The sequence below is a fragment of the Mesorhizobium sp. M7A.F.Ca.CA.002.05.1.1 genome (assembly GCF_003998335.1).
In the GTDB taxonomy this organism is placed as follows: domain Bacteria; phylum Pseudomonadota; class Alphaproteobacteria; order Rhizobiales; family Rhizobiaceae; genus Mesorhizobium.
The window spans coordinates 1-12,635 of the sequence record NZ_RZQI01000063.1 but is presented as its reverse complement, the minus strand read 5'-3'; the positions used below and the strand labels follow the sequence as shown (position 1 = coordinate 12,635).

The 12,635-nt window shown below is 62.3% G+C and carries 10 protein-coding genes and 1 pseudogene; 3 read left to right on the top strand and 8 right to left on the bottom strand.

What is annotated here, in order from left to right; all coding sequences use genetic code 11:
* From EN939_RS05640 to EN939_RS05610, 7 genes and pseudogenes are all read right to left on the bottom strand, one after another.
* Positions 1-227: pseudogene (locus tag EN939_RS05640) on the bottom strand (carbohydrate ABC transporter permease); the annotation flags it as partial.
* Positions 224-1,180, bottom strand: a complete 957-nt coding sequence (locus EN939_RS05635; RefSeq protein ID WP_127267248.1) for a carbohydrate ABC transporter permease — start codon at positions 1,178-1,180, stop codon at positions 224-226. The gene EN939_RS05635 and the pseudogene EN939_RS05640, both read right to left, overlap by 4 nt.
* A gap of 102 nt (positions 1,181-1,282) precedes the next feature.
* Positions 1,283-2,536 (bottom strand): ABC transporter substrate-binding protein, encoded by a 1,254-nt coding sequence (locus EN939_RS05630; RefSeq protein ID WP_127267247.1) that lies wholly within the window; start codon positions 2,534-2,536, stop codon positions 1,283-1,285.
* A 57-nt stretch (positions 2,537-2,593) separates the two neighbouring features.
* Entirely contained in the window at positions 2,594-4,105 is a 1,512-nt protein-coding gene (locus EN939_RS05625; protein WP_127267246.1) for an aldehyde dehydrogenase family protein, read from the bottom strand.
* 10 nt (positions 4,106-4,115) lie between these two features.
* Positions 4,116-4,892, bottom strand: coding sequence for an enoyl-CoA hydratase/isomerase family protein (locus EN939_RS05620; protein ID WP_127267245.1), 777 nt, complete (start codon positions 4,890-4,892; stop codon positions 4,116-4,118).
* Complete coding sequence (locus EN939_RS05615) at positions 4,885-6,486, bottom strand: acyl CoA:acetate/3-ketoacid CoA transferase (protein ID WP_127267244.1); 1,602 nt, start codon at positions 6,484-6,486, stop codon at positions 4,885-4,887. Before EN939_RS05615 ends, EN939_RS05620 begins: the two co-directional genes overlap by 8 nt.
* The gene (locus EN939_RS05610) at positions 6,483-7,541 is read right to left on the bottom strand and encodes a LacI family DNA-binding transcriptional regulator (protein WP_127267243.1); all 1,059 of its coding nucleotides are present in this window, start codon (positions 7,539-7,541) and stop codon (positions 6,483-6,485) included. The genes EN939_RS05615 and EN939_RS05610 overlap by 4 nt, the downstream gene beginning before the upstream one ends.
* Positions 7,542-7,781: 240 nt before the next feature.
* Here EN939_RS05610 and EN939_RS05605 point away from each other — a divergent pair, with 240 nt between their 5' ends.
* The gene (locus EN939_RS05605; RefSeq protein ID WP_127267242.1) at positions 7,782-8,936 is read left to right on the top strand and encodes a dihydrodipicolinate synthase family protein; all 1,155 of its coding nucleotides are present in this window, start codon (positions 7,782-7,784) and stop codon (positions 8,934-8,936) included.
* Between the two features lie 157 nt (positions 8,937-9,093).
* Here the strand turns inward: EN939_RS05605 and EN939_RS05600 are convergent, their stop codons facing one another.
* On the bottom strand, positions 9,094-11,361 hold the full coding sequence (locus tag EN939_RS05600; RefSeq protein ID WP_127267241.1) for an alginate lyase family protein: 2,268 nt from the start codon (positions 11,359-11,361) through the stop codon (positions 9,094-9,096).
* A 408-nt stretch (positions 11,362-11,769) separates the two neighbouring features.
* Between EN939_RS05600 and EN939_RS05595 the strand changes: the two genes are divergently transcribed.
* Both EN939_RS05595 and EN939_RS05590 read left to right on the top strand, forming a co-directional pair.
* Positions 11,770-11,976, top strand: a complete 207-nt coding sequence (locus tag EN939_RS05595; RefSeq protein ID WP_127267240.1) for a hypothetical protein — start codon at positions 11,770-11,772, stop codon at positions 11,974-11,976.
* Between the two features lie 315 nt (positions 11,977-12,291).
* The coding region (locus EN939_RS05590) for a lysozyme inhibitor LprI family protein (RefSeq protein ID WP_127267239.1) at positions 12,292-12,635 on the top strand (344 nt) is incomplete at its 3' end.

Sequence of the window (12,635 nt, the reverse complement as noted above, 5' to 3'; positions counted from 1 at the left end):
CCCCAGGCCTTCAGCCAGGGATCGAAGGTCGGTGCCCTGGGCAGCGCCAGCATGTTGCCGTTCTGGATCTCGTCCATGGTCTTGAACGAGGTCACCAGCATGACGAACAGCGGCATCAGATAAAATAGCGCAAACAGCGCCAGCAGCCCGTAGATGACGATGCGGTTGATGACCCTGGCGTTGACGCCGCCGGAGGCCTGGCGGGCGGGAGTGGTGAAGGCGCTCATCGCGGCTTCTCCCGCAGTTCCGAATAGAGATAGGGCACGATGATTGCGACGATGGTCATCAGCATGATCACCGCACTGGCCGAGCCGACGGCCATTTCGTTGCGCTTGAACGTGTACTCATACATGAAGTTGGACGGCAGCCAGGCCGATCCACCGGGCCCGCCGCTGGTCAGTGCGACCACGAGATCGTAGGACTTGATGGCGAGATGCGCGAGCACGATGAAAGCCGACAGGAAGATCGGCCGCAGCAGCGGGATGACGATGCGGCGGTAGAGCTGGAAGGTGGTGGCGCCGTCGATCTGCGCCGCCTTCATGATCTCGCCGTCGATGCCGCGCAGGCCGGCCAGGAACATCGCCATGATGAAGCCGGAGGCCTGCCAGACGCCGGCAATGACCACCGTGTAGATGACGAAATCCTTGTTCTTGATCCAGTCGAAATGGAAGCTCGTCCAGCCCCATTGATGCAAGGTCTGCTCGAGGCCGAGGCCGGGATCGAGAAACCATTTCCAGGCGACGCCGGTGACGATGAAGGACAGCGCCATCGGGTAGAGATAGATCGGCCTCAACATGCCTTCGCCGCGGATCTTCTGGTCGAGCAGGATGGCCAGGAACAGGCCGAGCGCTAGGCAGATGGCGATGTAGAGAAAGCCGAAAATACCCATATTGGTGATCGACGTGTACCAGCTCGACGGCGGGTCGGTGTCGAAGGTCCAGCCCCACAGCCGCTGATAGGCGCGCGAGCCGGTCAGGACATAGGACGGGAAGGTCTTGGAATTGGTGAAGGACAGATAGATCGTCCACAGGATGAAGCCGTAGACGAAGACGATGGTGATGGCGAAGCTGGGCGCCAGCACGATCTTCGGCAATGCGTCCTGCAGGCGTGAGCGCACCGAGGCGCGTGGCCGCGCATGCTCCGGCGTCAGCTTGATCTGGCTTGTCGCTACCGTGCTCATGGGCTCCTCCCGTCGACTCGCGGCCAACCAGCTTCGCGGATCCAAGTTCGCGGATCTGGGCCTTCCCCGCCGGAGCGGGGAAGGGTTTTTGGCGCGTGGCGCTTACTTGGCGTCGTCGATTGCCTTGACCAGCTCGGTCACGGCCTCGTCCGAGGTCTTGATCTGACCATGGACGAATTTGGAGACGACATCCTTATAGGCATTGGCGACCGCCGGAGGCGCGCCATAGCCCTGGGCCAGCGAGCCGAACAGCGTGCCGCCTTCGTTGGCCGCCTTCAGATCGGCGATGCCCTTCTTGCCGCAAGCGTCGAAGTCGGTGTCCGGAACGTCGGTACGGGCCGGAACCGAACCCTTGACGACGTTGAAGGCCGACTGGAAGCTCTTCGACAGGGTGGCGGTGGCCAGCGCGACCTGGGCGGCCTTGCGGTCGTCCGGAACGTTGAACATGCCGAACATGTCGGAGTTGTAGATCACCGAGCCGTCGGTGCCCGGGAAGCGATAGCAAAGGAAGTCGGTGCCCGGCGTTTTCTTGGCGGCGTTGAACTCGCCCTTGGCCCAGTCACCCATGACCTGCACCAGGGCGTCGCCCTTGATGACCATGGCGGTGGCAAGGTTCCAGTCGCGGCCGGAGAAGTTGGGGTCGACATAGGTGACGAGCTTGGCCAAATTGTCGAACGACTTCTTCATCGTGTCGGACTTCAGCGATTCGTCATCGAGGTCGTTGAAGGCCTTCTTGTAGAACTCGGGTCCGCCAGTCGACAGCACGACGGAGTCGAACATGGTGGCTTCCTGCCAGTTCTGGCCGCCGAGAGCGAGCGGGATCACGCCTGCCGCCTTGGCCTTGTCGAGCAGGGCAACGAAGTCGTCGAAGGTCTTCGGCTCGGTGCCGCCGATCTTGTCCAGGACGGCCTTGTTGATCCACAGCCAGTTGACCGAGTGAACGTTGACCGGCGCCGCGACCCACTTGCCGTCATAGACCGAGAACTTCTGCAGGGCCGCCGGAACGGACTTGTCCCAGCCTTCCTTCTTCGCCGTTTCGGTCAGGTCGCCCATGACGCCGGCAGCGGCGTAGTCGAGCACGGTATAGCCGAGCATCTGCGAGGCGGTCGGATAATTGCCGGCCGCGACCATCGCCTTCAGCGCGGTCATGGCGGCATCGCCGCCGCCGCCGGCCACCGGCACGTCCTTCCAGGCATAGCCTTCCTTGGCCAGATCGCCTTTAAGGACGTTGAGAGCAGCCGCTTCGCCGCCCGACGTCCACCAATGCAGCATCTGCACTTCCTTGACGTCCTCGGCGTGGGCCGCGAAAGCCAGGCCCGACGCGAGAGCCGTTCCGATAAGCAGTTTGCGCAACATGTACTTCCTCCCTTGTTGCATTACACGACCGGTGAAGCCCACCGGGTTCTTCTCAACTCAGCCGACCCACCATCCGGTGCGCTGGCCGCGATGAAACTGAATTGTCTTTTCCTCGGTATAGTCCTCGACGGCGCGTTTGCCGAGTTCGCGTCCGAGACCGGACTGCTTGTAGCCTCCGAAAGGCAGCTCGGGATAACCTTCCATGAATGTGTTCACCCAAACGGTTCCCGAACGCACTCCACGCGCGACCGACATGCAAGTGTCGATGCTGGCGCTCCACACGCCCGCCGACAAACCATAGGGCGTGTTGTTGGCGATGTGCAACGCCTTTTCAATCGATTCAAAAGTCAGCACCGAGAGCACCGGACCGAACACTTCCTCGCGCGCTATGGCCATCTCCTCGGTAACGCCGCGGATGATGGTGGGATCAAGATATTGGCCGACATTGGAGGCCAATTGCTTGCCTCCGCTGTAAACCTGGCTGCCGTCGCCTTCAGCGGCAGAAACATAGCCGGCCACCTTCTTCAGATGGTCGGACGAGATCATCGCGCCGACCTTGGTTGGGTCATCGAGCGAATCGCCGACCGTGACCCTGGCGGCAAGCGCCTTGACGGTGCTGAGAAAATCGTCGGCGATCGCCTCGTGAACGATCAGCCGGCTGCCGGCATTGCAGCACTCGCCGGCATTGAAGAAGCCGCCGAACACCGCCGCATCGGCGGCCGCTTCGAGGTCGGCGTCGGGGAAGACGATCTGGCCGTTCTTGCCGCCGAGTTCCATCGAGACTTTCTTCAGCGACTGCGCGGCCGAGGCCATCGTCATCTTGCCGACGCGGGTGGAGCCGGTGAACGACACCATCTCGACCAGGGGATGACTGACCATCGGCGCGCCGACGTCGGCACCAAAGCCGGCGAGGATGTTGACTACGCCGGCGGGCAGGCCGGCCTGCATCAGGATATCGCCGAGCACGAAGGTCGACGCCGAGGTCATTTCGCTAGGCTTGACCACCGCCGTGCAGCCGGCGGCGAGCGCGAAGGGCAGTTTCTGGCTGACGATCAGGAACGGGAAATTCCATGGAGTGATGATCGAGACGACGCCGATCGGCTCGCGCAGGACGACGCCCAGCATGGCATCGCCGAGATTGGCGTAGGATTCACCATGCAACGTGCGGGCAAGCGAGGCGGCATAGCGCCAGATGTCAACGGCGCCGCCGATCTCGCCGCGCGCCTGGGCGATCGGCTTGCCCGATTCCAGCGCGTCGAGCCGGGCGATGTCTTCAAGCCGCGCCTCGATCAGGTCAGCCGCCTTGAGCAGGATCGCGGCACGCTCAGCTGCCCTCATGCGCGGCCATGGACCGGTCTCGAACGCCTTGTGGGCGGCCTGCACAGCGGCTTCCACTTCGGCCTCGCCGGCCTGTGCGTAGTGCGAGACGGTGAAGCCGTGGCCGGGACTATTTCGAGCAATCGTGCGGCCGTCGCGGGCATCGACATGCTTGCCGTCGATCAGCAGCCTGTAGGCTTTCGGTGCCGCAGCCGCCTCGGCCGGCATGGCGATCTTGAGTGGGGCGTTCATCTGTTTTCCTCTAGGATCTCGAAAAGGCCGGCTTCTGCTTGGCCTTGAAGGCATCGACGCCGGCCTTGAGATCTCCGGTCAGGGCGATGAAGCCGCTGGCCAGCGCTTCGGTGGCGGCGGCACTTTCCTCGCCTTCGGCGACCGCGATCATCAGCTTGGCGGCTTCCGTCGCCAGTGGCCCGCGCTCGGCGATCTTTTCCGCCCACGCCTGTGCATTAGCCAGCGCCTTGCCGGTCTCGACCACCCGATCGACAATGCCCAAGGCCAGTGCTTCAGGGGCGAGAAAGATCTCGCCGCCCAGCGCCATGCGCCGCACCGTCTGCGCGCCGAAGCGGCGCACGGCGCGCTGCGTGCCGGACCAGCCCGGAACGACGCCGATCGAGGTTTCGGGGAAGCCCAATTTTACCTGTGTTTCGGCCACGCGGAAGTCGCAAGCCACAGCCAGTTCGAGCCCGCCGCCCAGTGCATGGCCCGACAAAACGGCGATGGTCGGCTGCCTGAGCCGCGCCAGCCGGTCGAAGACGCGGTGGCCGTAGCGTACCCATTGCACCTGGAAATCGGCGGCACTCATCCGCGCCCACGCTTCAACATCGCCACCGGCGCAAAATCCCTTGCCCTCGCCGCGCAGCAGCACGACGCGGACGCCCTCGGCCATCTCGGCCGCGTCAAGCGCCGTCTCCAACGCGCGCAGCATCGGAATGTCCAGCGCGTTGAATTTCTCCGGCCGGCGCAGCGTGACGACGCCGATGGCGCCGTCGGTTTCAAAGGTGACGAGGTGCTCAGCCATGCGCGCCTCCAAGCGAGGCGCCGCCATTCAGCGACAGGCCTATCGGTTGCTCCTGATAGAGGGCTGCCGGTGTCGTCTTGAGGTTCTTGGCAATGCCCAACGGAATTTCCGACTGCGCCAGCACATCGCGCTGCAGATCGATGCCGGGTGCGAGTTCTGTGACGACCAGGCCCTCCGGCGTCAGCCTCATCACGCAGCGTTCGGTGACATAGGTGATGTCCTGTCCCTGCGCGACTGCGCGCTTGCCCGAAAACGAGATGTGCTCGACTTCGTTGACCACCTTCTTGACCTTGCCCTCCTGATCGATGCGGATGCCGCCATCGGCCAATGAGAGTTTTGCCCCGGCGTTGAAGAAGCCGGAAAACACGATCTTCTTCGCCCGCGCGGTGATGTCGACAAAGCCGCCGGCACCAGCCGTGACATGCGGGCGCGCCGAAAGCTTCGAGACATTGACCGAGCCATGGCGGTCGATCTGCAGGAAGGACAATAGCGAGGCGTCGAAGCCGCCCGCCTGGAAATAAATGAACTGGTGCGGCGAGGGCATGAAGGCGTCGGCGTTCGACGAACAGCCGAATTTGAAGTCGAGCAGCGGCACGCCGCCGACCGCGCCCTGTTCGATCACCCAGGTAATCTTGCCGTGCTGTCCTTCCTCGAGAAGGATGCGCGGGACATTGGCGGAAATGCCGAAGCCGATGTTGACGGCCATGCCGTCGCGCAACTCCATGGCGACGCGGCGCGCGATCACTTTCTGGACGTTCATCTCCGGCGTGCGGAAGCTCGACAGCGGCCGGAAGATTTCTCCGGAGATCGCCGGGTCATAGGGTGTCAGCGTCGTCTGCAACTGGTCGGGCGCGACGACGATATGGTCGACCAGGACGCCCGGCACGCGCACGTCATGCGGTTTCAGCGTACCGTTTTCGACGACGCGCTTGACCTGCGCGATAACGATGCCGCCATTGTTACGGGCGGCGAGCGCCTGTTCGAGGCCACCGAGATAGGCGCCCTCATGCTCGTAGGTGAGGTTGCCGCGCTCGTCGGCTGACGTGGCGCGAATGATCGAGACCTGCGGCACGATGGAGCGGAAATAGAGCCATTCCTCGCCGTCGAACTGCTGCACCGAAACGATCGGCTCGCTTGCGGCGGCGTTCATGGCGCAGCCCTGGTGGCGCGGGTCGGCGAAGGTGTCGAGGCCGACCTTGGTCAGCACGCCCGGCCGCTTGGCGGCCGCTTCGCGGTGCATGTCGAACAGGATGCCGGACGGCACGTTGTAGGCGGCCACCGAATTGTCGCCGATCATCTTCCAGATCTGCGGCGGTTCGGAAGAGGAGGGGCCGGACGGGTAGGAGCCGCACAAAGTACGCTTCAGCAGGCCGGGCTTGGCCAGATGGTCGATGCCTTTGATGCCGTACATGTCGCCGGCGGCGATCGGGTGAAGTGTGGTGATATTTTTTGGGTGGCCTTCCTCCTCGAAGCGTTCGCCGATCGCGGCAAGCACCGCGTCCGGACAGCCGAGACCGCTCGACGACGACACGGAGACGACCATGCCGTCCTTGATCAGGCCCGCTGCCTGCGCTGCCGAAACGACCTTGCTCAATTCATGATCCCCGAACCGGCCGTCCTGTTTCGGGTGCGGCGATCCGGGCCACAGCTTTCCCTGACGACCAGATTGACCGCGCCGATATGGTCCTCGGCCCGCGTGGTGCGCGACTGGATCATTTTCAGCATGACATGGGCGGCGCGTTCGCCGAGGCCGGCCGAGTCCACCGCGACGCTGGTCAGCGCCGGCATATAGTGCTCGGCCTCGGCTACATCGTCGAAACCGACGATGGCGAAATCAACTCCCGGCTCAAGCCCGCGCTTGCGCAGCGCCAGCATGGCGCCAAAGGCGACAGCGTCGTTGAAGCAGAGCGCCGCGGTCGGCGGTTCAGCCATAGCGAGAGCGGTTTCCAGACACCCTATACCCCCTCTGCGGCTGGTCTCGCCCTCGACGACCAGTGCGTCGCGGGCGGCGATGCCCTGCGTCTCGCAGGCTTCGCGAAATCCGCCAAGCCGATCGTGATAGACCACCAGGTCGGACGAACCGCCGAAGAAGACCAGCCTGCGATGTCCCTTGCCGATCAGATGGGCGGTGGCGAGATAGGCGCCGCGATGATTGTCGGGCGCGATAACCGGAATACGGCTCTCGGGAAGCCGGCGCATGGCGAAGACCACCGGCAGACCTGCCGTCTCGATCCGCCTGAAGGCGCCCGGCGTCGTGCCGCGAGCCGGCGAGACGATGAGGCCGGCGACGCCTTGCTCCATCAGCGATTTCAGCACTTCTTCCTGGCGCACCGGATTTTCCGCCGTGTTGGCGATGAACGGCACGATGCCCGCCGACTGGAAGACCCGCTCCATGCCAACCGCCAGCTCTGCGAAGAAAGGATTGGTGAGATCGTTGATGACCATGCCGATGACATTGGAGTGCGCCTTGCGCAGATTGGCGGCGCCCCGGTTGTAGACGTAACCGACATCCTCGATCGCCTTGCGCACTTTGCTCGCTGTTTCGGGCCGGATCAGCCCGCTGCCCTGGAGCACGAGCGATACCGTCGATTTGGACACGCCTGCTTCGCGGGCGATGTCGAATATCGTCGCCTTGGCCCGGTTGGCCATCCAGATGCATCCTCCCCGACTGCAGGTCCAAAAGTATTGGAACGTTCTAATCTCTGCTCCGGTCGTGAGTCAATCGGGATTTTTCTCGCGTCTCGAATGCCGATCGTGCGTACTCAAATGGCTTGCTCCATAAGGCTTTTGTGTTGCAATGCAGCATTCTTCCTGCCGTGGAGTTCGAATCTTAAAGGTTCTTGATTTATTGGAACGTTCCATCTAGTAGCGTTGCGAAGGGAGAGATCGATGGACATTTCCTTGCCTGGTGAGGGGGGCGGCAGCACCCGGTACACGCTGGTCGGCGAACCGGTGCAGCCTGACATCGGCGCGCGATTTTCGCGTATCGCCTATGCCGCCGCGCACGTCGTTGCCGATCCGCTTGCCATGACCGATCCGTGGTCCAGGCCGGTGGTCGACTGGGACAGGACGATGACGTTCCGTCACCATCTGTGGCGGTTGGGATTCCGCATCGCCGAAGCGATGGACACGTCGCAGCGCGGCATGGGTTTCGACTGGGCAAACGCGCAGGAATTGATTCGCCGTTCGATCGCCGAGGCGCGTACCGTCGATGGCGCCGATCTCGCCTCGGGTGCCGGGACCGACCATCTGGCGCCCGCCGCCGCCAGGACACTGGACGATGTGGTCACCGCCTATGAGCGGCAATTCGCTTTCATCGAAGGCTTGGGCGGCAAGGCGATCATGATGGCCAGCCGGGCACTGGCGGCAGTTGCCAAGGGGCCGGACGACTATGTCAGCGTCTACGACCGCATCCTGTCCCAGGCATCCGGCAAGGTCATCCTGCACTGGCTGGGCGACATGTTCGATCCGGCGCTCAGGGGCTATTGGGGCAGCGAGAATTTCGAGACTGCTCTCGATACAGTTGTTGCCATCATCGAACGCCACTTTGGCAAGGTCGAGGGGATAAAAATCTCACTGCTCGATGCCGGCAAGGAGGTCGCGCTGAGGAACCGTCTGCCGGACGGCGTCGTCATGTTCACTGGCGACGATTTCAATTATCCCGAACTGATCGCCGGCGACGAGAAAAGACACTCGCACGCACTGCTCGGTATTTTCGACGCGATTGCGCCGGTCGCCAATGCAGCGCTGGCGAAACTGGCGGAGGGTGACCGCGCCGGCTATGACGCCTTGATGGCGCCGACCGTGCCGCTATCGCGAAAAATCTTCGAGGCGCCGACCGAGTACTACAAGGCCGGCATCGTCTTCATGGCCTGGCTGAATGGCCATCAGGACCATTTTGCGATGGTCGGCGGCATGCAGTCGGCGCGCGGCATCCGTCACTATGCCGACGTGTTCCGCCTTGCCGACCAGGCCGGATTGCTCGCTGATCCCGATCTGGCGGTGGCCAGAATGAAGAGCCTTTGCACCGTCGCGGGCGTTTGATTTCGGGAAAGTGGTTCTCATCATCGACGTGACAGGCCAGGAATGCCGGACGTCCCTAGAGCAATTCCAGGAAAAGTGTGAAACGGTTTTCCGTCCGGAATTGCTTAAAAACAAGGAGTTAGAGCGGGTCGCCGTTTCCGTGAAACGGTGAACTGCTCTAACGTCTTCGCCACAGCCAAAAAGGCGCGATTGCCTCGTCTGGATGAAATATGGGCTTGGCCGCCCTTCCCAGATCGGCAGGTGGCATCCCTGCGGGATCATGATGCGTCAGGTCGAGAAGCAGCGGCCCAAGCCGATCCGGATCGACAGTTTCGGCCGACATGGTGTGTCGCTTGTTCTCGTGCGCAACAAGCCAGTGCAGCGCCTGGACCAGTCCCAGTCCCTCGGCTGTCTTGTGCTGCCAGAGATTGTCACCAACCGAAGACATGACACGGGCCAGCGACGTCCAGCCTTGCAAGGTAAACATGGCGTAGTGCCTGGGGCGCGTGCGGGACAGTTCCCTGGGCAAGGAGCCGTCGGCTGCGATCTGGGTCGCCAATCTCTCCCGAGCATAGAGGCTGATCTTGGCCAGGGTGGCGCTGTCGCCAAGAAATGTGGCGATCGATGCCCGCTGCAAATCGTAGTACGTTCCTTGGTTGCTGCTGCTGCAGAAGGCCGTCGCGGCTGCCGGCGCGGTGTCCAGCCATTCACAGTAGGAACCGAGCCAGGCTCTGAACGCCTCGCGATCCTCGTCGCCCAGTACTCCTGTTCGCTCGATCAAGCGTACGGCATCCAGGAAGAAATAGAAATCCTTCAGCTCGATGATGCCGTAGCCGGCCCCTTCATTGTTGTCGTGGCCCGACCGCACCTGCGCATAGCGCAAATGCGGGTTCATTCTTGTCTTGGGATCGACAAACCATGCGCGAATGAGCCTCGCGGCGTGGACGGCGTAATGACGTCCATCAAGCACGGTTGCGGCGAGCGCAAGCACGGTTGTGTCGTCGAAGACGCGCTGTAAGCGTGTGCGATCGTAGGTTTCGCTTCCTGCTGCATACAATGCCGTGCCGGGCACGCGTTCGCCATCGAGCCTGATATAGGGCAGGCCATCGGGTCTGTCGGGGTCGGGCCACCAGTAAGGCGCCGGGTGAAAATAGTCCTGGGGATCCCCGCTGGGGGCTCGGCCAGTCTTGTCGAGCACGCTGAACGGACCGCGGGCGAGTGCCTGACCGGCCGCGGTTTCGAGATAGCGCAGGATGGGTCCGTCCTTTACCGCGTGGGCGAGGGCGTCTTCGTCATAGAAAGCCAGGCGGGAGGTATCAAGCCGAGCGGCGACTGCCTTGGCGTCACATTGATCGACCATATCGACGATCGCCTGGTCGCGGCTGACCAGACGCGCGACGAAGCCGGCCTTGCCGATCTCCAGATGCGAACGTCCTGAATCCAGGCGCGCCACCCAGCCCGCTTTCTGGAGCAGCCCGGCATCCGCTGCCCGGACCGGGCGTGGAAAATCCCAGGCGTCGTCGCGGTAGCGATCCCAGGGGCCGGGAACTGCCAACCGCCACAGCATCTCGATTTTTGGCCGCCTTCCGTAGCCATAGTTTTCGTCGAACAGTTGCGTGGTATCGGCTCGAAATATGATCTGCGGCTCTTCCTCGGCCGGCGGCTGGAAGCTCTGGTCCAGCAGAAGCGCATTGTCGACAATACGCGCCATGGGCACCACAGCGTAGGGAAGGTGCGGGTTTCTCTCGATCGCGGACCGTATCCGCTGGAACGCAGAGCCTGTCAGGTAGCAGTTCCCGTCCCAGGGCATCAGCCATTTTGCCCTGCCGCGGGCAATCGCGAGCGCGGCGTTGCGAGCCCCATTGTTGTTCATCACATAGAGGTTCTTGCTGCGGCGGATGTGCGTTTCGTAACGCGCGGACTTTCCGCTCGCCCGGCCCTTCTCTGAGAATCTGAGGTCGCCGGCAACAAGCTGGTCGACGTCCCAGGATATCTTCCGGTACGCATCGAGTTCGAAGGGGATTGTGTGAAAATTCTGGCGGCGGCTTTCGAGCAGGCCGATGATCCGGGCTTCCTCGTCGGTGTCGACTATCCGATTGACGATCCAGAATTTTTCGCAGGCGTCGAAGACCGGTTCGTTGTCCAGAATGAACAGCACGTTGTCGAATGACTGGCCCTTGCGGTGTCGCGGTTCCAGATCATTGCCGATGATCCGGACGAGCATGAAGCTGTCGGCAATCTGCGAGATCGGCGACGCCGTGTAAGTCTCGCGGGCGGCTTCGATCCGCTTGCCGAGTTCGCGTCGGTATTCAGCGTTCTGCTTTGCGGAAATGAGCGCGTTGCCCAATGTCGCCCACGGCGACTGCAATTGCGTGCGCACACGGTTCAGTTCGCGATGTATCTTCGGCCAAGGCGACAGTTTTTCCCTTCTGGACTGTGAACTCATGACGGCACGCAAGGAGACCCGATCACCGCCTCGGGAATGCGCGCAGTTTCGCCAACCATTCCGGCTTCGATCCTGGACCATTTCTGAGTGTGAGGCGACCAAGCCCTGAATTGTCCAACGCGATCAATCATGGAAAACGTCTCTCGCCTGCAATGTTGCGAATGTCCTGTTACGGTTCTGCTGCATCGGTCACGGCAGGTTGCAGGCAACGCCGACAAGACAATGCGATAAATCAAATCCGAAAACCACATAGCATGGCAAAATGCCCCGGCATCGGCGATGCGCCTTCACGCGAAGGCAAGCTCGCAAAAAGATTCCGCCGGTGATCGCAATTTTCTTGTGAACCAATTTCTCCCGAGGCGCGACCAAGCGATGTGTCCAAACATGGTCCATCAAGGAGAACGTCTGATGTTTACTGTTTCAAGAAACGTCCTTTTGGCCGCCATCGCCGTTTCGGTGCTGGCCGGCTGCAAGACAACCGCTCCCAGGGAATGCGACAAGCTGAAGCCCGGCGTCACCTACAACGGCAAATGCTGCGGCATCGGCGAGCCTTGCCGTGAAGGCAAGGGCGGCGGCGACAGGCCGGGAAATACGCCTGATCCAGAGCCGCAATGATCTGATTGCCCGTCGCCCGTCCCGGTCAGCACCGGGACGGGCGCACAGCTTTCCGCGACGGCGTTTGCGTCCGGCGTCCGGTCTGCCAGGACCGGGTTGCGAAACTCGCCGGCGCCGCCCACGACAATGGCGAAACGGCAAATCTTGACGTCAGCTTGTGGCGGCCATTCCCCGCATATCACCTCACGGCCCCAGCCTCGTCCGTCCTGCGTTGTTGAACCCGACAACCCTTTGCTTACTATACGGTTTTTCGGTGCTTGTCGGCTGCCCCCATGCGTGCTTACTTGTGGTTGTTTTCATTCCGGGGATACAATCATGCGTTTTCTACTTGCTGGCGTCGCCATGCTGTCGTTCGCCGCCACTGCGGCTCTGGCTGATCCAGCTTCGGACTTCAAAAGAGCCGATCAGGCGTTGAACCAAACCTTCAAGCAAATCCAGAAGCGGCTTACGGATGATTCCGACGGCAAGGCACGGTTGGTGAAAGCGCAGAGAGCGTGGATTGCGTTCCGCAACGCCGAATGCACGTTTCAATCCAGCGGTGACGATGGTGGCTCCGCGGCGCCGATGGTTGCCGCTGCTTGTCAAGCTGAACTGACCAAGGCTCGCACCAGGCAGTTGAGGGCCTACCTGAACTGCCAGGAGGGTGACCTCTCTTGCCC

What these genes read in the sequence shown, in the direction of transcription:
- EN939_RS05620 (WP_127267245.1), bottom strand. Translation starts at nt 4,892, where the DNA reads ATGGCTGAGCACCTCGTCACCTTTGAAACCGACGGCGCCATCGGCGTC.
- EN939_RS05600 (WP_127267241.1), bottom strand. Translation starts at nt 11,361, where the DNA reads ATGAGTTCACAGTCCAGAAGGGAAAAACTGTCGCCTTGGCCGAAGATA.
- EN939_RS05610 (WP_127267243.1), bottom strand. Translation starts at nt 7,541, where the DNA reads ATGGCCAACCGGGCCAAGGCGACGATATTCGACATCGCCCGCGAAGCA.
- EN939_RS05605 (WP_127267242.1), top strand. Translation starts at nt 7,782, where the DNA reads ATGGACATTTCCTTGCCTGGTGAGGGGGGCGGCAGCACCCGGTACACG.
- EN939_RS05630 (WP_127267247.1), bottom strand. Translation starts at nt 2,536, where the DNA reads ATGTTGCGCAAACTGCTTATCGGAACGGCTCTCGCGTCGGGCCTGGCT.
- EN939_RS05625 (WP_127267246.1), bottom strand. Translation starts at nt 4,105, where the DNA reads ATGAACGCCCCACTCAAGATCGCCATGCCGGCCGAGGCGGCTGCGGCA.
- EN939_RS05635 (WP_127267248.1), bottom strand. Translation starts at nt 1,180, where the DNA reads ATGAGCACGGTAGCGACAAGCCAGATCAAGCTGACGCCGGAGCATGCG.
- EN939_RS05595 (WP_127267240.1), top strand. Translation starts at nt 11,770, where the DNA reads ATGTTTACTGTTTCAAGAAACGTCCTTTTGGCCGCCATCGCCGTTTCG.